This window comes from Limimaricola sp. AA108-03 (genome assembly GCF_050847355.1).
GTDB lineage: Bacteria > Pseudomonadota > Alphaproteobacteria > Rhodobacterales > Rhodobacteraceae > Limimaricola.
Genome location: NZ_CP193755.1, coordinates 1,777,445 through 1,795,260, shown reverse-complemented (window position 1 = coordinate 1,795,260; position 17,816 = coordinate 1,777,445). Strand labels below are relative to the sequence as shown.

At 68.9% G+C, this 17,816-nt stretch carries 14 protein-coding genes; 7 read left to right on the top strand and 7 right to left on the bottom strand.

The genetic code is table 11. From position 1 onward, the window contains the following. Window positions 1-76 precede the first annotated feature (76 nt). From ACRAQ3_RS08845 to ACRAQ3_RS08830, 4 genes are all read right to left on the bottom strand, one after another. On the bottom strand, window positions 77-2,884 hold the full coding sequence (locus ACRAQ3_RS08845) for a hypothetical protein (protein ID WP_432254360.1): 2,808 nt from the start codon (window positions 2,882-2,884) through the stop codon (window positions 77-79). 443 nt (window positions 2,885-3,327) lie between these two features. Next, complete coding sequence (locus tag ACRAQ3_RS08840) at window positions 3,328-4,419, bottom strand: N-acetylglucosamine-6-phosphate deacetylase (RefSeq protein ID WP_432254359.1); 1,092 nt, start codon at window positions 4,417-4,419, stop codon at window positions 3,328-3,330. Continuing rightward, window positions 4,413-4,595: a hypothetical protein gene (locus ACRAQ3_RS08835; RefSeq protein ID WP_432254358.1), complete on the bottom strand. Its 183-nt coding sequence runs from the start codon at window positions 4,593-4,595 to the stop codon at window positions 4,413-4,415. The genes ACRAQ3_RS08840 and ACRAQ3_RS08835 overlap by 7 nt, the downstream gene beginning before the upstream one ends. Continuing rightward, complete coding sequence (locus ACRAQ3_RS08830; protein ID WP_432254357.1) at window positions 4,592-5,491, bottom strand: ROK family protein; 900 nt, start codon at window positions 5,489-5,491, stop codon at window positions 4,592-4,594. Before ACRAQ3_RS08830 ends, ACRAQ3_RS08835 begins: the two co-directional genes overlap by 4 nt. Window positions 5,492-6,229: 738 nt before the next feature. On the opposite strand from ACRAQ3_RS08830, the gene nagB reads away from it, so the two are divergent. Beyond that, window positions 6,230-7,009, top strand: coding sequence for a glucosamine-6-phosphate deaminase (gene nagB, locus ACRAQ3_RS08825; protein ID WP_432254356.1), 780 nt, complete (start codon window positions 6,230-6,232; stop codon window positions 7,007-7,009). Between the two features lie 78 nt (window positions 7,010-7,087). Here the strand turns inward: nagB and ACRAQ3_RS08820 are convergent, their stop codons facing one another. Both ACRAQ3_RS08820 and ACRAQ3_RS08815 read right to left on the bottom strand, forming a co-directional pair. Then, window positions 7,088-7,783, bottom strand: a complete 696-nt coding sequence (locus tag ACRAQ3_RS08820) for a GntR family transcriptional regulator (protein WP_432254355.1) — start codon at window positions 7,781-7,783, stop codon at window positions 7,088-7,090. 10 nt (window positions 7,784-7,793) lie between these two features. Continuing rightward, window positions 7,794-10,682 (bottom strand): FAD-binding and (Fe-S)-binding domain-containing protein, encoded by a 2,889-nt coding sequence (locus ACRAQ3_RS08815; RefSeq protein WP_432254354.1) that lies wholly within the window; start codon window positions 10,680-10,682, stop codon window positions 7,794-7,796. Between the two features lie 160 nt (window positions 10,683-10,842). Here ACRAQ3_RS08815 and ACRAQ3_RS08810 point away from each other — a divergent pair, with 160 nt between their 5' ends. From ACRAQ3_RS08810 to ACRAQ3_RS08785, 6 genes are all read left to right on the top strand, one after another. Continuing rightward, window positions 10,843-12,030 (top strand): pyridoxal-phosphate-dependent aminotransferase family protein, encoded by a 1,188-nt coding sequence (locus ACRAQ3_RS08810; RefSeq protein ID WP_432254353.1) that lies wholly within the window; start codon window positions 10,843-10,845, stop codon window positions 12,028-12,030. Between the two features lie 125 nt (window positions 12,031-12,155). Next, window positions 12,156-13,133 carry a TRAP transporter substrate-binding protein gene (locus tag ACRAQ3_RS08805; RefSeq protein ID WP_432254352.1) on the top strand — a complete coding sequence of 326 codons (978 nt, stop codon included), beginning with the start codon at window positions 12,156-12,158 and terminating at the stop codon, window positions 13,131-13,133. Between the two features lie 182 nt (window positions 13,134-13,315). Next, the gene (locus ACRAQ3_RS08800; RefSeq protein WP_269397130.1) at window positions 13,316-13,882 is read left to right on the top strand and encodes a TRAP transporter small permease; all 567 of its coding nucleotides are present in this window, start codon (window positions 13,316-13,318) and stop codon (window positions 13,880-13,882) included. Then, a complete protein-coding gene (locus ACRAQ3_RS08795; RefSeq protein WP_269397131.1) occupies window positions 13,882-15,162 on the top strand; it encodes a TRAP transporter large permease in 1,281 nt (426 codons plus the stop codon). The genes ACRAQ3_RS08800 and ACRAQ3_RS08795 overlap by 1 nt, the downstream gene beginning before the upstream one ends. Beyond that, window positions 15,159-15,935, top strand: coding sequence for an enoyl-CoA hydratase (locus tag ACRAQ3_RS08790; RefSeq protein ID WP_432254351.1), 777 nt, complete (start codon window positions 15,159-15,161; stop codon window positions 15,933-15,935). The genes ACRAQ3_RS08795 and ACRAQ3_RS08790 overlap by 4 nt, the downstream gene beginning before the upstream one ends. Then, window positions 15,932-17,152: a CaiB/BaiF CoA transferase family protein gene (locus ACRAQ3_RS08785; protein WP_432254350.1), complete on the top strand. Its 1,221-nt coding sequence runs from the start codon at window positions 15,932-15,934 to the stop codon at window positions 17,150-17,152. Before ACRAQ3_RS08790 ends, ACRAQ3_RS08785 begins: the two co-directional genes overlap by 4 nt. 165 nt (window positions 17,153-17,317) lie before the next feature. Here ACRAQ3_RS08785 and ACRAQ3_RS08780 read toward each other — a convergent pair whose 3' ends face one another. After that, a complete protein-coding gene (locus ACRAQ3_RS08780; protein WP_432254349.1) occupies window positions 17,318-17,584 on the bottom strand; it encodes a hypothetical protein in 267 nt (88 codons plus the stop codon). Window positions 17,585-17,816 lie beyond the last annotated feature (232 nt).

Here is a 17,816-nt window from a genome sequence, read left to right as displayed (position 1 = left end):
AGCCGCTAGCGGAAGGGTCGACAGGTGGGGGGCAATCCTGTCCGTGACGGACGGAGCGGATCGCAGGTCCGCCGCATCAATCATCCCATTCGCGGGTGTCGTGGCAATCGTCGCAGGCATTCGAGGACTGCGGATGGTCGCTGGGTTTGCCCTCGGCGAAGCTGCCATTGTGGCAGGTGACGCAGGCGCCGGCGACCGAGTCGTGGTTGACCCGCACCTCCGACCATTCGGTGGTCTGGTGACAATCCTCGCAAAGATTGCTGCTCGGGATGTGGTTGCCGGGCTTGCCGGTGGCGGTGCTGCCGTTGTGGCAGCTGGCGCAGGCGCCGCTGACCGAGGCGTGGTCGAAGCGCACGTCGGTCCAGTCGGTGACGACATGGCAGTCGTCGCAGCTATTGGAGCTGGGGATGTGGTTGCCGGGCTTGCCGGTGGCGGTGCTGCCGTTGTGACAGCTGGCGCAGGCGCCGCTGACCGAGGCGTGGTCGAAGCGGACGTCGGTCCAGTCGGTGACGACGTGGCAGTCGTCGCAGGTATTGGAGCTGGGGATGTGGTTGCCGGGCTTGCCGGTGGCGGTGCTGCCGTTGTGGCAGCTGGCGCAGGCGCCGCTGACCGAGGCGTGGTCGAAGCGGACATCGGTCCAGTCGGTAACGACGTGGCAGTCGTCGCAGCTATTGGAGCTGGGGATGTGGTTGCCGGGCTTGCCGGTGGCGGTGCTGCCGTTGTGACAGCTGGCGCAGGCGCCGCTGACCGAGGCGTGGTCGAAGCGGACGTCGGTCCAGTCGGTGACGACGTGGCAGTCGTCGCAGGTATTGGAGCTGGGGATGTGGTTGCCGGGCTTGCCGGTGGCGGTGCTGCCGTTGTGGCAGCTGGCGCAGGCGCCGCTGACCGAGGCGTGGTCGAAGCGGACATCGGTCCAGTCGGTAACGACGTGGCAGTCGTCGCAGCTATTGGAGCTGGGGATGTGGTTGCCGGGCTTGCCGGTGGCGGTGCTGCCGTTGTGACAGCTGGCGCAGGCGCCGCTGACCGAGGCGTGGTCGAAGCGGACGTCGGTCCAGTCGGTGACGACGTGGCAGTCGTCGCAGGTATTGGAGCTGGGGATGTGGTTGCCGGGCTTGCCGGTGGCGGTGCTGCCGTTGTGGCAGCTGGCGCAGGCGCCGCTGACCGAGGCGTGGTCGAAGCGGACATCGGTCCAGTCGGTGACGACGTGGCAGTCGTCGCAGCTGTTGGAGCTGGGGATGTGGTTGCCGGGCTTGCCGGTGGCGGTGCTGCCGTTGTGGCAGCTGGCGCAGGCGCCGCTGACCGAGGCGTGGTCGAAGCGGACGTCGGTCCAGTCGGTGACGACGTGGCAGTCGTCGCAGCTGTTGGAGCTGGGGATGTGGTTGCCGGGCTTGCCGGTGGCGGTGCTGCCGTTGTGGCAGCTGGCGCAGGCGCCGCTGACCGAGGCGTGGTCGAAGCGGACGTCGGTCCAGTCGGTGACGACGTGGCAGTCGTCGCAGCTGTTGGAGCTCGGGATGTGGTTGCCGGGCTTGCCGGTGGCGGTGCTGCCGTTGTGGCAACTGGCGCAGGCGCCGCTGACCGAGGCGTGGTCGAAGCGCACATCGGTCCAGTCGGTGACGACGTGGCAGTCGTCGCAGGTATTGGAGCTCGGGATATGGTTGCCGGGCTTGCCGGTGGCGGTGCTGCCGTTGTGGCAGCTGGCGCAGGCGCCGCTGACCGAGGCGTGGTCGAAGCGGACATCGGTCCAGTCGGTGACGACGTGGCAGTCGTCGCAGGTATTGGAGCTGGGGATGTGGTTGCCGGGCTTGCCGGTGGCGGTGCTGCCGTTGTGGCAACTGGCGCAGGCGCCGCTGACCGAGGCGTGGTCGAAGCGCACATCGGTCCAGTCGGTGACGACGTGGCAGTCGTCGCAGGTATTGGAGCTCGGGATATGGTTGCCGGGCTTGCCGGTGGCGGTGCTGCCGTTGTGGCAGCTGGCGCAGGCGCCGCTGACCGAGGCGTGGTCGAAGCGGACATCGGTCCAGTCGGTGACGACGTGGCAGTCGTCGCAGGTATTGGAGCTGGGGATGTGGTTGCCGGGCTTGCCGGTGGCGGTGCTGCCGTTGTGGCAGCTGGCGCAGGCGCCGCTGACCGAGGCGTGGTCGAAGCGGACGTCGGTCCAGTCGGTGACGACGTGGCAGTCGTCGCAGGTATTGGAGCTCGGGATGTGGTTGCCGGGCTTGCCGGTGGCGGTGCTGCCGTTGTGGCAGCTGGCGCAGGCGCCGCTGACCGAGGCGTGGTCGAAGCGGACATCGGTCCAGTCGGTGACGACGTGGCAGTCGTCGCAGGTATCCGTGGTCGGAAGATGGGTCTCGGACCTTCCGGTCGCCGTCACGCCGTCGTGGCAGCTGACGCAGGTGCCGCGCACGGCGGCGTGGTCGACGCGGACATCGGTCCAGTCGCTGGTGACGTGACACGCGTCGCAGCTGTCGGTGCTCGCGATATGGTCCGCCGGTTTGCCGGACGCCGTCCCGCCATCGTGGCATTCGACGCAGGCGCCTTCCACGAAAGCGTGGTCGAAGGCGAAGGGCTTCCAGTTCTGGGCGGTGTGGCATTGGCCGCAACTGTCCGAGGAGGGAGGGTGGGATTCCGGCTTGCCCGCCGCGATGCCATTGTCGTGGCAGCCGACGCAGGTTTCCGGTGTCCCAGTCAGGACGCCGTCCAGATGACAGCTTTCGCAGGTCACCTCCCCATGGACGCCCTCCAGCGGAAACCCGGTCGCGCCGTGATCGAAATCCGAGAATTCGCCGGCGATGCCCCCCGATTCCTGCGCGCGCAGGGCGGGCCCCAGAACGACGAGACACAGCAGGATCAGGACGCGGAGGCCCCATGCCAAGGCGGTCGTCACCCGGGAGCCGTGGGGCTTTCCCTGGACGCCCACTGAGCTTGCGCCATCTGGGTAACACATAAGGCAACCCCAGTACCGCTTGGAGGACCAGATTGCCTTCGGACGCGCTAGCTTCGAGACATGCGGCACAGCCTGCAGCCGGTAAACCAGTGGGCAACGCGGTCGTCGAATTGCTCAACGATAGCGCCAGCCCGGTTTTCGAGCAAGCTCGGCGTCCCCCGGTTTCGGTGTTGGGCGGCATTCTGCCATGGCGATCGGGCGGGGCGATGCCACCGGCCGGAGGCGGAGCAGCCGCGCCCTGAACGGAGGAGAGCGGTCCACTCGGAATATTGCCGTTACGCGTGGTGGTTTCGGTGCAACTCCGCAGTTCGAACTCTCGGCGGATGTCGATCAGGTAGTGTTCGACCGCTTCCCGTTCGGATCGATCGTCTCGCGTTCGGGCTTCATGCCAGTTCCATCCGCGCGAAACCCTCGTCCAGAAGCAGCGCATCGGCGATGGCGCTGCCTTCGTCGAGACGGGCGGGCCTCAGGCCCATCACCCGGCGCGGGATGTCGCAGACCATGGGCAGCGCCTCGGCGAGCGGCAGGCCGACCTCGGTCACGAGGTTGGCCAGGCTCTGGCGCAGGTCGATATGCGCCCCGGCGAGGGCGCCTTCGGCGTTGACGAGCATGCCGTCGCGCACGGCGATCCTCTGGCCGTAGAGCTCGAAATGATCCGGACCGCCCACCGTGGCCATCGCGTCCGAGACGGCGAAGGTCAGCCCGGGCCTCGGGCGGGCCCGCAGCGCGATGCGCAGCATGTCCCAGCTGACATGAATGCCGTCGACGATGATCCCGGCATGGGCTTCCGAGTTCAGGGCAGCCCCCAGCACGCCGGGCGCGCGCGAGGTCATCGGTGGCATCGCGTTGAAGAGATGCGTGAAACACGACAGACCCCGCGCCAGCGCGTCGCGGGTTTCCTGGGCGGTGGCCATGGTGTGACCGGCCGAGACCACCGCGCCGCAATCGACGAGCCGGGCGAAGAGGTCGGGTGGCGCGAGCTCCGGGGCGAGGGTGATCATCACCGGTATTCCGGCCGCGCGCAGCCGTTCGACCAGGGCCACGCTGCGCGCGTCGAGGGGGCGGATGTAGCCCTCCTTGTGGGTGCCGCGTCGCGCCGGGGCGATATGCGGCCCCTCGATATGCAGCCCGACGATGCCGTCCTCGCCGAACACGGCCAGCGCGGCTTCCCCGGCCGCCTCCATGACCTCCGCCGTGTCGGTGATGACGGTGGGCAGGATGGCGCCGGTGCCGCAGCGCCGCTGCGCCGCCGCGATGGTCCGCAGCGCGTCGGGGGTCGGGGTGCCGTTGACCATGACGCCGCCGCTGCCATTGACCTGCAGGTCGCATAGCAGGGGCGAGGCCAGCGCCACCTCGGTATCCGCCGTGTCGCCGCCCAGGGGACGGATGGCGTCGATCCGGCCCGCTCGGACGTCGAGCGCCATGTCCTGGAGCAGGCGTCCGTCCCGCCACAGGGCTTTCACGGAAATCAGCATCGCGGCGTCCCGTCGAGGCCGGGCACGGGGCTCTGCTGCCCATGCGCGTTGATGGTCGCCCCGGCACGGGCCCGCGACGCGGTGGGCAGGGCGGGTTGGGCCTGTCGGATGGCGGGCAGGGCGGCGCCCCGCCCGGTCCGGTCGGCATGGATGGTGCTCTTGATCCGTCGGCTCATCTTCTCGCCAGCAATGCGGCTCCGCGGGTGCCCGAGCTGTCGCCGTGTCGGGCCCGCAAGAGCCTTGTGGGTGTCATGTTGTCGAGCGCGTGGTGCTGCAGGCTCCGCTCCAGTCGCGGTACCACCTCGGGCAGGTTGGACAGGCCGCCCCCCAGGACGATGCAGTCCGGCGCGAGCATGAGCTGGATCGTCAGCAGGCATTCCCCGGCGATGTCGGCCCAGACGTCGAGAACCCCGCTTTCGCCATGTCGGACCAGCTCCTCGCCGCTCATGCGGGTGCCCAGCATGTCCTCTGCGATATTGGCGAGGCCGGTGCCGGAGACGGCGGTTTCCAGACAACCCATCCGGCCGCAGCCGCAGCGCCTGAGCGTCAGGCCGTGGCGCGCGGCGGCGCTGGCCGGGAGACCGATATGGCCCAGCTCGACCGCGAGGCCGCCATGGCGACGACCCGGCACGCCATCGACGCAGATGCCGCCGCCCACGCCGGTGCCGAGGATCAGACCCATCACCGTGCCATGGCCTTCACCGGCGCCGCCGCGTGCCTCCGACAGGGCGAAGGCCATGCAGTCGTTGACCACCGGAAACGCTCGGCCAAGGCGTCTCTGCAGGTCGTCGCGCACCGAATGGCCGGTGGCGGGGATGTTGGCGGCGAAGATGCGGCCGCCTTGCGGGTCGATGATCCCCGGCACGGCGATGCCGATCGGCAGGTCGGGACGCTCGGCCATCTCGGAAAGCCAGCGGATCTGCTCCTCCAGCGCGTCGAGCATGGCGGCATAGCTCCGGCGCGGCGTCGGGATGCGGCGCATCTCGGTGGTGCTGGCCTCGGGCCCCTCGAACAGGCGGGCCTCGATCTTGGTCCCGCCGAGATCGATGCCGCCGCAGCTCAACGCGCCCATGTCGACCGCCCTTCGCGCAGGCCCGGAGAGCGGTTTGCCGCGAACGAGGCGTCCGACAAGTCATGCCCGACAGAGGAACGTTCCGGCCGGTTCGGGAGCGACGCGGCAACCGGCGTCCTGGCCCAAGCGGCGATCTCGTTCGAGGGCACCGCCCCGACCGGCCTTTTCACACGTGTCGGCACGCGGGCGACGCACGCTTCCGCCCCCGTCAGTTCAATGCCGAAACGGCTATCGACTCGTTTCATTCGCGCATCCGTCGTGGTTCGGGCCATGACCCGGCGTTCCAATCTCTCGATACACTGCGATGTCATATTAGACATGGGCGGACAAATCACCTTGCATCGTATGTGGCTTCGTAACAGCCTGCGATGGGACAACATCTCGGTCGGTTTCGGATGCATCCTCAACCCGTATCGGACAATGGTATCAATGGCTCCGCCGAAGCGGGGCACGTGACGAGGGCCGGGATCGCCGCGCCCAGCCCGGGCCGATTGCCCGGAGCGTTTGCAGAGGCTTCGCTGATCCCGGGCTGCGGAAATGGGCGCGGCGTGGTGGCCCACGAGCACGGCGTCCCAGAGATTTCGATCTTCCGGTCCCACGCCGACGTCCTCCGTGACGTTCGGGCGAGCGAACCATCCGCCGTTCGGGCCGGGCGGGGGCAAAGCGGCTCGGGTTCGGCAAAACCTGCTCCGCGCCGCCATCCCGGCGCGCACGTGCTCAGGGCAGCGGTCTAGGGCCATGCGGGTCGTCATCCTTCCGACCGCCGATGATGCGGCGCGCCACGTGACCGAGTTGATCGCGGGTCAGTTGCGGGAGAACCCGCGCAGCGTTCTCGGCCTCGCCACGGGCGGCACGATGGAGCCGGTCTACGAGGGTCTCATCGCCCGTCACCGTGCCGGTCTGAGCTTTGCCGAGGCCACCACATTCAACCTCGACGAATATGTCGGGCTGGGCCCGGAGCATCCGCAGAGCTACAGCCGCTACATGCGCGAGCGCCTGTTCGCCCATGTCGACATCGCCGAAACCTCCTGTTTCGTGCCGTCCGGCCGCGGCGTCCCCGCCGAGGCGGCGCGCGCCTTCGAGGCCGAGATCGCGCGGCGCGGTCCGGTCGATCTGCAGCTTCTGGGGCTGGGAGAGAACGGTCATATCGGCTTCAACGAGCCGGGCAGTTCGCTCGGATCGCGGACCCGCGAAAAGCTGCTGAGCCACGACACGGTCGAGGCGAACCGGCGGTTCTTCGGCCCGGGCGAGACCGTGCCGGAAACCGCCGTGACCATGGGCATCGCCACGATCTGCGAGGCCCGAAGCATCGTCGTGCTCGCCACCGGCGCCCGCAAGGCCGCGGCGGTCCGCGCGATGGCCGAGGGCCCGGTCACGGCCATGTGCCCGGCCTCGATCCTGCAGATGCATCCGCGCGTCCGGGTCGTCATCGACGCCGAAGCGGCCGCCGATCTCGCGCTCAGGGATCACTACCTCCGCGCCGAGCAGATCCAGTCGGCCCGCGACGCGAAGACCTGATCATGCGGGATCGGCCGGGGTCGGGGGCATCGTGCAGCGCAAGGCCCGCATGATGCTGCGATCGAGGGTCGGCGCGGGTCAGTCGGTCGCGGTCTTGTCGCGGCGGGCGCCCAGTATCGCGGTGAGCTTGGCCATCATGTGGTCGCGCAGCAGCGGCCCCAGCGTCGCCGCGTCGCGTGTGGCGAGGGCCTCGGCGATCCGCTCGTGCTCGGCCATGGCCTTTTCCCAGCGGCTTCGCGTCAGGTTGGCCTGGTAGCGGGCGCGATGGATCTGCCCGGCCACGGTGGCATGGGTGCGCGCCAGCACCTCGTTGCGGCTCGCCGCGAGGATCGCCGCGTGGATCTGCTGGTTGATCTCGAAATAGCCGGGCCGGTCACCGGCCTCCACCGCGGCGCGCAGCCGCGCGGTGAGCCGCCCGATCTCGGCGATCTCGGCGTCGGTGGCGCGCTCGGCGGCCTGCGTCCCGGCGATCCCCTCGAGCGCGGCAAGCACGGGAAAGGCGTCGGCGAGCTCCGCGTCGGAGCGCCGCGCCACGGTGGCGCCGCGGTTCGGGATCAGATCGATCAGCCCCTCGGCGGCGAGGATCTTCATCGCCTCGCGCAGCGGCGTGCGCGACACGCCGAAGCGCTCGGTCAGTTCGATCTCGCGGATCTTCTCGCCGCCCTTCAGCTCGCCTTCGAGGATCAGGTTGCGCAGCGCGTCGGCCACCTGCACCGCGAGCGCGGGCCGGGCGAGAAGCCCCGCCTGTTCCGGAACCGGCCGGTCCACATTCATGCCGTTCTCCTCATTCACCCGCCGACATCCGGTCGAAGACCTCCGCGATGTGCAGCGCCCGCCGCCTGGTCCCGTCGGCGATCTGATGCCTGCAGGAGGTGCCGTTTGCAATGATCAGCGCCTCCGGCGCGGCGCGGCGCACGGCCGGCAGCAGATCGGCCTCGCTCATGGCGAGCGACACGTCGATCGTGTCGGCGCCATAGCCGAAGGCCCCGGCCATGCCGCAGCAGGATGATTGTATCACATCGGCCTCGAGACCGGGAATCGCGGCCAGCGCGCGGGTCATGTCGCCCATCGTGCCCGCGGCCTTCTGGTGGCAATGACCATGCACATGCGCCGTCGCCCGGGTCGCCGCGAAGGGCAGACGCATCCGGCCGGCCCCGGTCTCGCGCGCCACGAACTCCTCGAAGAGCAGCGCATTGCCCGCGAGCTTCTCGGCCTCGGCCCCCGGCAGCAGCGCCTTGAATTCGTCGCGCAGCGTCAATAGGCAGGAGGGTTCGAGCCCGATCACCGGGCGGCCCGCCTCGACATGCGGCAACAGCGCCGCGAGCGTGCGCCGCGCCTCGTCGCGGGCGCGGTCGAGCATCCCGGCGGCGAGGTAGCTGCGCCCGCAGCAAAGCGGCCGTTCCCCCTCGGGCACCGCCGAATGCACCTTGTAGCCGGCACGGCCCAGCACCCTGAGCGCGGCGCGGGGAATCTCGGGCTCCATCCAGCGGTTGAAGGTGTCGGCGAAGAGCACGGCCTCGCCTGCGTCGCCCTGCGGCGCGGCGTCGATCTCGGCCTCGCGGAAGGCGTCGCGGCGAAAGCGGGGCAGGGAGCGACGGGCCGAGATGCCGGTGACCCGCTCGACGAGCCGCGCCACGGCCGGGACCTTGTCGCGCAGCGCGAAGAGCGGGCCTGCCAGCGCGGCGAGATAGGCATAGCGCGGCATCTCGGCGATAAGCCGGTCCCTGAGCGGGAAGCCCAGCCGCTGGCCGCGCTGATACAACACCTCGGTCTTCATCTTCGCCATGTCGACGCCGGTGGGGCATTCGCGCTGGCAGGCCTTGCAGCCGACGCAGAGCTTCAGGGTCTCGGCCATCTCGTCGCGAAACAGCGCGTCGCGGCCGAGCTTGCCCGACAGCGCAAGGCGCAAGGTGTTGGCGCGGCCGCGGGTCACGTCCCGTTCGTCGCGCGTCACCCGGTAGCTCGGGCACATGACGCCGCCCGAGAGCTTGCGGCAGGCGCCGTTGTTGTTGCACATCTCGATCGCGCCCTGGAACCCGCCCGAGGCGCCGGACCAGGCCGACCAGTCGAAGCCGGTGTCGAGATCGGCGAAGCGATAGCCCGCGGGGTAGCGCAGCAGCGACCGGTCATCCATGCGCGGCGGCTCGACGATCTTGTTCGGGTTCAGGCGGCGCTCCGGGTCGAAGGCGTCCTTCACCTCCTCGAAGGCGCGCACCATCCGGCGGCCGAACATCTTCTCGTGGAATTCCGAGCGGACGATGCCGTCGCCATGCTCGCCCGAATGCGAACCCTTGTACTCGCGCACCATGTCGAAGGCTTCCTCGGCGATGGCGCGCATCGCCTTCACGTCCTTCTCGAGGCGCAGGTTCAGGACCGGGCGGACATGGAGGCAGCCCTCCGAGGCATGGGCATACCATGTGCCTTCGGTCCCGTGCTTGCGAAACACCTCGCTGAGCCGGTCGGTGTAATCGGCGAGATGTTCGAGCGGGACCGCCGCGTCCTCGACGAAGGAGACCGGCTTTCCGGCCTCCTTCATCGACATCATGATGTTGAGGCCGGATTTCCTGAGCTCGCCGATATCGGCCATCAGCCTCGCGTCCCAGACCTCGACCACGCCGCCTTCATGTTCGCCGCCGCGGCCAAAGCCGTAGCCCAGATCCGACATGGTATCGTGCAGTTCGCGGATCTTCTCGGCATTGGTGTCGGGATCGTCGAACTCGACGAACAGGAGCGCCGCCGGATCGCCCTTCACGAAGGCGTCGAGCGTCGGCACGAAGACCGCGATGTCGCGCGCCAGCGACAGCATGGTGCGGTCGACCAGCTCGACCTGCGTGGGATCGAGCTTCACCAGGTGCTGCGCCGCCTCCATCGCCGCGCGGAAGGTCGGGAAGTGGCAGACGCCCTGCACCTTCTGCTGCGCGGGCAGGGGTGACAGCCTGATCTCGATCGCGGTGGAGACCGCGAGCGTGCCCTCCGAGCCGACCAGCAGATGCGCGAGATTGACCGGGTGGCCGTTCGGGATCAGCGCGTCGATGTTGTAGCCGCCGACCCGGCGCTGCACCTGCGGGAACCGCCTGGTGATCTCGATCGCCTCGCGCTCGCCCAGTCCCAGAAGCCGCTGCATCAGCTCCTCCGGCACGCGGTTGCCGGAACCGGGGCCGAAATCGAACTCGGTACCGTCCGACAGGAGCCCCTGGATCGAGATCACGTTGTCCCGCGTGGTGCCGTAGCGCAGCGACCGGGCGCCGCAGGAATTGTTGCCGACCATGCCGCCGATGGTGGCGCGCGAGGCGGTCGAGACGTCGACGGGAAACCACAGCCCGTGCGGCCTCAGCTGGCGGTTCAGCTCGTCGAGGACGATGCCCGGCTGGACCAGCGCCCGCCGCCCCGCCACGTCGAGATCGAGGATCCGGTTGAGATGCCGCGAGCAGTCGAGGATCAGCCCGGTATTGATGGTCTGGCCGCATTGCGAGGTGCCGCCGCCGCGCATGGTGACCGGGATCTCGGCCTCGCGGGCGGCCTCCAATGCGCGCGCCACGTCGGCCGCGCCCTTGGGCACCGCCACGCCCATCGGGATGATCTGGTAATGCGATGCGTCGGTCGCGTAGCGGCCACGGGAGAAGGCGTCGAACAGCACCTCGCCCTCGAACTCCTCCGTCAGCCGGCGTCTCAAGCCCTCGCGCAGCATCCTGTCGATCCCCCGGCCGTTCCGATCATATTCGTTCTTGACTCGAATTATGAATTCAGAATTCAATCCAAGTCAACCGAGAGGCCCGGTCCCGTAATCCGGGGCCGCCAAGCGCACCGGGCCACCTGTCAAAGGAGCGTCACCCATGCCTGCCGGCCGCCATTTCCTTCAGATTCCGGGCCCGTCCAACGTGCCCGACCGCATCCTGCGGGCCATGGATTACCCGACCATGGATCATCGCGGCCCGGCCTTCGCCGATGTCGGCCGTGCCGCGCTCGACGGTGCGAAATGGGTGTTCAAGACCGACAGCCGGGTGATCATCTACCCGTCCTCGGGCACCGGCGCCTGGGAGGCGGCGCTGGTCAACACGCTGTCGCCGGGCGACACCGTGCTGATGTACGAGACCGGCCATTTCGCGACGCTGTGGAAGGCGCTGGCGGAGCGGCTCGGGCTGAAGCCCGTGTTCATCGAGGGCGACTGGCGCCGCGGCGCCGACCCCGAGGCGATCGAGGCGCGGCTGCGCGAGGACAAGGGCCACGAGATCAAGGCGGTCTGCGTGGTCCACAACGAGACCTCGACCGGCTCGGTCTCGCCGATCGCCGCGATCCGCCGCGCCATCGACGCCGCCGGCCACCCGGCGCTGTTCATGGTCGACACCATCTCGGGCCTCGCCTCGATCGACTACCGCCACGACGAATGGGGCGTCGACGTCACCGTGTCCGGCTCGCAGAAGGGGCTGATGCTGCCGCCGGGCCTGTCCTTCAACGCGATCAGCGAGAAGGCGATCGAGGCGTCGAAGCGATCGGGCCTGCCCAAATCCTACTGGGCCTGGGACGACATGATGGGACCGAACGACAGGGGATACTTCCCCTACACCCCGGCAACCAACCTGCTCTACGGCCTCAACGAGGCGATCGCGATGCTCAAGGAGGAGGGGCTGGCGAACGTCTTCGCGCGCCATGCCCGCCACGGCGAAGCGACGCGGGCGGCGGTGAAGGCATGGGGGCTCGAGGTGCTCTGCGCGCGGCCCGAGGATTATTCAGGCGTGCTGACCGCGGTGGTGATGCCCGAGGGTCATTCCGCCGACGGCTTCCGCGCCACGGCGCTCGAGAATTACGACATCTCCTTCGGCAACGGTCTGAGCAAGGTGGCCGACCGGGTGTTCCGCATCGGGCATCTGGGCGATTTCAACGACCTCATGCTCTGCGGCACTTTGTCGGGGGTCGAGATGGCGCTGAGCGATGCGGGCGTGCCGCATCGCAAGGGCGGGGTGCAGGCGGCGATGGAGGTGCTCGGCGGCGGCCAGTCCGCGATGCGGGCCGCCGCCGAGTAGCGCCGCGCGCCCGCCGCTTGGAGGAAATGGCGGGTTTCAGGCAAGGCGAAGGGCAGGGCGGACAGAGCCGGAACGGCCGGGCGCCCAGCCATGATCGAGGAATGTCCATCAGGGAGGAGGACAGAATGACCATCAGGATTCTCGCGACCGCCGCGGTGTCGGCGCTGATCGCCGGCCAGGCGATGGCCGCCGACATGACCTTGCGTTTCGGCCATGTCGGCAACCCGGGCTCGCTGTTCGAGGCGACCGCCGAGCATTTCGCCGAATGCGCCAACGCCGCGCTGGGCGAGACGGCCGAGGTGCAGACCTTCGGCTCGTCGCAGCTCGGCAACGATCAGGAGATGCTGCAGAAGCTCAAGCTCGGGCAGGTGCAGTTCGCGCTGCCATCCTCGGTGATGTCCTCGGTCGACGACCGCTTCGGGGTGTTCGAGATGCCCTACATCATCAAGGATCGCGACCACATGCGCCGGGTCCAGTCCGAGATGATGGACACCTTCGAGCAGGCCGCCAACGATAAGGGCTATACCATCGTCGGTCTTGCAGAAAACGGCTTTCGCCACATCACCAACAACCTGCGGCCGATCAACGTGCCCGCCGATCTCGACGGGGTGAAGTTGCGGACCCCGAATGGCAGCTGGCGGGTGAAGATGTTCCAGCAATACGGCGCCAACCCGACGCCGATGTCCTTCTCCGACGTGTTCACCGCGCTTCAGACCGGCGTGATCGACGGGCAGGAGAACCCCTACGCGCAGATCGCCTCGGCCAAGTTTCAGGAGGTGCAGGACTATCTCTCGATCACCGGCCACGTCTACACGCCGGCCTACATCCTCGCCTCCAAGAAGCATTTCGACGGGCTGCCCGAAGAGGTGCAGGCGACGCTCAAGGACTGCGCGAGCCAGACCCAGGACTTCACCTACGAGCACGCGGCCAAGCTCGAGGTCGACCTGCTCGAGGAGATCAAGGCCGCCGGGGTCGAGGTGAACGAGGCCGACAAGGACGCCTTCATCGAGGCCTCGCGCCCGGTCTACGACGCCTTCGCGGCCGAGGTCGATGGGGGTGGCGAGCTGATCGATCAGGTGCTCGCGCTCGGCGGCTCGAGCTGAGGAACGCAAGCGGGGCGCCTTCGATCAGGGGCGCCCCGCTTGCCCATTGCCTCCCGCGCGCCCCGCGCGAGGCGGGGCGCGACCTGCCATCCAGCGAGCGAGCGATGACACAGCAAGCGACGATCGGCGCCGGGCATTCGCTCCGCCGCACCCCCTCACAGGCCGCGAGGACCCGAAGGGCCATGCAAATTCTCAACCGAATATCGACCGTGATGGCGCTGCTGCTCGAATGGGTCATGGTGGCGCTGATGGTGACGCTGACCGTGGTGGTCATCGTCGCCGTGATCGCCCGCCTGATGGGCGAGAGCTTCTCGTGGTACGACGAGGTCGCCGCGATCATGCTGGCCTGGATCACCTATTACGGCTCGGCGCTGGCGGCGCTGAAGCGGCGGCATATCGGCTTCGACACGGTGCTGCTGGCGCTGCCGCCGCGGGCCCGGCTGGCGGCGCTCCTGTTCGGCGAGGCGGTGGTGCTGACCTTCTTCGCGCTGATGGCCTGGGCGGGGTTCCAGGTGCTGGCGATCCTCGAAGGCTCCTACCTCGTCTCGCTGACCTGGGTGCCGGTGCAGTTCACCCAGTCGGTGATCCCGATCGGCGCGCTGCTGTTCATCATCGGCCAGCTGCTGAGCCTGCCGGATTACTGGTCCAAGACCGCGCGCGGCATCTCGCTCGAACATGCCGAGATCGAGGAGGAGGTCGATACCGAGATGAGCCGCAGCGCCGGCCACGTGATCGGGGAGGTGCGCTGATGCTGATGCTGTTGATCTTCGTGGCGCTGGTGGCGCTGATCTGCATCAACGTGCCGATCGCCGTGGCGCTGGCCATGGCGGGCGTGATCGGCCTGCTGGCCACCGAGGGCGTCAACTCGCTCGCCGCCATCGCGCTCGACATGTATGGCGGCGCGACCAAGTTCTCGCTGATCGCGATCCCGATGTTCGTGCTGGCGGGCGCGATCATGAACGCGGGCGGCATCACCGACCGGCTGATCAACTTCGTCGCGGCGCTGATCGGCTTCGTGCGCGGCGGCCTCGCCATGGTCAATATCGGCGTGTCGCTGTTCTTCGCCGAGATCTCCGGCTCGGCCGTGGCCGACGTGGCGGCGATGGGCTCGATCCTGATCCCGCAGATGAAGAAGCGCGGCTATTCCGGCGCGCTCTCGGCGGCGGTGACCTCCTCCTCGGCCTCGCTGGCGATCATCATCCCGCCCTCGATCCCGATGATCCTCTACGCGGCCTCGGCCAACACCTCGGTCGAGCAGCTCTTCGTCGCGGGGCTGGTGCCCGGCGTGCTCGGCGCGGCCGGGCTGATGGGCGTCGCCTACTGGTTCGCGCGGCGCTACAACCTGCCGACCGAAGAGGCCTTCAACATCCCGCGCCTCAAGGCCACCTTCATCGACGCGCTGCCGGCCTTCGCGCTGCCGGTGGTGATCCTGGGCGGCATCTTCGGCGGCTACGTCACCGCGACCGAGGCGGCGGGGCTCGCGGTGATCGCGGCGCTGGTGGTCTCGGCCTGGTATCGCAAGGTCGATCTCAAGCATCTGCGGCAGGCGATGCTCGACGGCGGCATGCAGACGGCGGTGGTGATGCTGCTGGTCGCGGCCTCGGTGCTGATGGGCGGCTTTCTCACCCGGGCGCAGATCCCGCAGCAGCTGGCCGAGGGCATCTTGTCGATCACCAGCGCGCAATGGGCGATCCTGCTGATCCTCAACGTCTTCTTCCTGGTGATCGGCTTCTTCCTGCACTCGGCGGCGGCGATCATCCTCGTGGTGCCGATCGTGATCCCGCTGATCCAGCAGGCCGGCATCGACCCGGTGCATTTCGGCCTCGTCGTGACGCTCAACCTCGCCATCGGCCAGCAGACGCCGCCCGTGGCCTCGGTGCTGATCACCAGCTGCGCGGTGGCGCGGGCCAATATCTGGGAGGTCTCGAAGGTCAATGTCTACTTCGTCGGCGTGTTGCTCGCGGTGCTGATGCTGTGCACCTATGTTCCTTCGGTGCCGCTGTTCCTCGTGGAGTATTTCTACCGATGAGTGATGAGCTGATCACGGAGCGTCGCGGCGCGACGCTCCACATCGTCTTCAACCGTCCCGATGCCCGCAACGCGCTGACCTTCGGCATGTACGAGGCGCTGGCCGAAGCCTGCGCCAACGTGCCCACCGACGGCTCGGTCCGCGCCGTGGTGATCTCGGGCGCGGGCGGCCGCGCCTTCGCGGCGGGGACCGACATGACCCAGTTCCGCGGCTTCGAGACCGCGGCGGACGCGCATGGCTACGAGGCGCGGATCGCCGAGGTGCTGGGCACGGTCGAGAGCTGTCCGCTGCCGACGCTGGCGGCGCTGAACGGTGCCTGCACCGGGGGCGGGGCCGCGATCGCGGCGGCCTGCGATTTGCGGATCGCGGCGGCCAACCTGCGCTTCGGCTTCCCGATCGCGCGGACGCTGGGCAACTGCCTCTCGGCCGCCAATCTCGCGCGGCTGTCGGAACTCGTCGGCGCGGGGCGGCTGCGCGAGATCATCTTCACCGCCCGGCTGATCGGGGCCGAGGAGGCCCGCGCCATCGGCCTCGTCTCCGAGCTGCTGCCCGACGAGGCGGCGCTGATGGCGCGCGCGGACGAGATCGCCGGGACGCTGGCGGGCATGGCGCCGCTGACCCTGCGCGCCACCAAGGAGGCGATGCGCCGCAACCGCGAGGCGCGCGCGGTGGAGGACGCCGACCTGATCGAGATGTGCTACATGAGCGAGGATTTCCGCCACGGGATGGAAGCCTTCCTCGCCAAGCGCAAGCCGGAATGGAGGGGCAGATGAGCGGCAAGGGACCCTTGGCGGGCATGAAGGTGGTGGAGCTCGCGCATATCATGGCCGGGCCGGCCTGCGGGCTGATGCTGGCCGATATGGGCGCCGACGTGATCAAGGTCGAGAAGCCCACGGGCGACGACAGCCGCCGCTTCGTGCCGCCCGAGATCGCCGGCGAGAGTGCGGCCTATCTCATGATGAACCGCAACAAGCGCGGCATCGCGCTCGATCTCAAGCGGCCCGAGGCGGTGCGGGCGCTGCGCGATCTGCTGGCCGGGGCCGACGTGGTGATCGAGAACTACCGCCTCGGCACGATGGAGAAGCTGGGCCTCGGCTACGAGAGCCTGCGCGAGATCAATCCGCGCCTCGTCTATTGCGAGATTTCCGGCTTCGGCCGCACCGGTCCCTATGCGGCTCGCGGCGGCTTCGACCTGATCGCGCAGGGCATGTCGGGGCTGATGTCGATCACCGGCGAAGGGCCGGGGCGTCCGCCGGTCAAGCCCGGCGCGCCGATCACCGACATCACCGCCGGCATCCTCGCCGCGATGGGCTGCTGCGCCGCCTATGCGCAGGCGCGCGCGACCGGGCAGGGGCAGAAGGTCGACACCTCGCTGTTCGAGGCGGGGATCACGCTCACCTACTGGCAGAGCGCCATCGCCTTCGCCACCGGCGAGACGCCGGGGCCGGTGGGCTCCGCGCATCCGCTGAACGCGCCCTACCAAGCCTTCGAGACCCGCGATGGCTGGATCAATGTCGGCGCCGCCAACCAGCAGAACTGGCTGCGCCTGCTGCAGGTGATCGAGGCGCCCGAGCTGGGCGAGGACCCGCGCTTTGCCACGAACCGCGACCGGATGCAGAACCTTCCGGCGCTGGTCGATCTGCTCAACAATCATCTCAGGCAGCGCGGCACCGCCGACTGGTTGGAACGGATGGAGGCGCAGGGCCTGCCCGCCGGGCCGGTGCTGAGCATCCCCGAGATGCAGGCCGATCCGCAGGCGCTGGCGCGCGGGATGATCGTCGAGACCGAGCACCCGGTCGCGGGCCGCGTGAAGGGGATCGGCCACCCGGTGAAGTTCTCGGCCGCCGAGACCGCGACCGCGACGCCCGCGCCGCTCCTGGGCCAGCATGGTTGCGAGGTACTCGGTGAACTGGGCTATGCGCCCGAGAGGATCGAGGCGCTGATCGCGGCGGGGGCGCTGATCTGCCCGGCGGACGCCGTCATGGCATAGGAACAGGGCTTGGCCGCGGCGCCTCCCAAGGGGACACGCCCGACCGGGCCCCGCATGAGCCTGCGGCCCAACCGCGCCTGCGTCCTCATGCAGCCTTTCCGAACGACTGCGCCCGATACGGTTTCGACCGATCGACGGGCTGCCCGAGGCATGCAGTCCTGGCGCTCAGGTGCCGGGCGCGGTTCCCCGGGCATCGCCACGCGAAGGAGCTTGTTTCTCGGCAGCCTCCCCGAAGGTCGCCTCGACCTCGCGGATGGCAGCTTCCATGCCGAGCCGCACCACCTCGGCGATGGGCAACTCCTTGCCGTTTGCCTCGCAGATCCGCCGCGCCGCGACGAAGCGCTCGACGAGGGTCGCCTCGACGCGGACGCTGACCTGCCGGGTTTCCGGTTCGTCCGGGAGCGATGGGTGATCTTCCGTCTCGCCTGCCACTCGATCCTCCGCGCATCTGGTCCCGAAGGTCATTAGATCGCGTTTCCCGCGTCGGAGCCAGAGGGCTCCGCAACCAATGCGAGCAGTTCCGGGGCAATCGCCTCTCCAAGGGCCTCAAGGGCGGTAAACGGGACGGGGGGTGCGCAGTCAGTCTTCTGCACTTTGTGGTGCGGGTGAGTGATACCAAGGCTCGGAGCGCGATGTCGGCGTTGAGCCCACCTCGGCTGTCCTG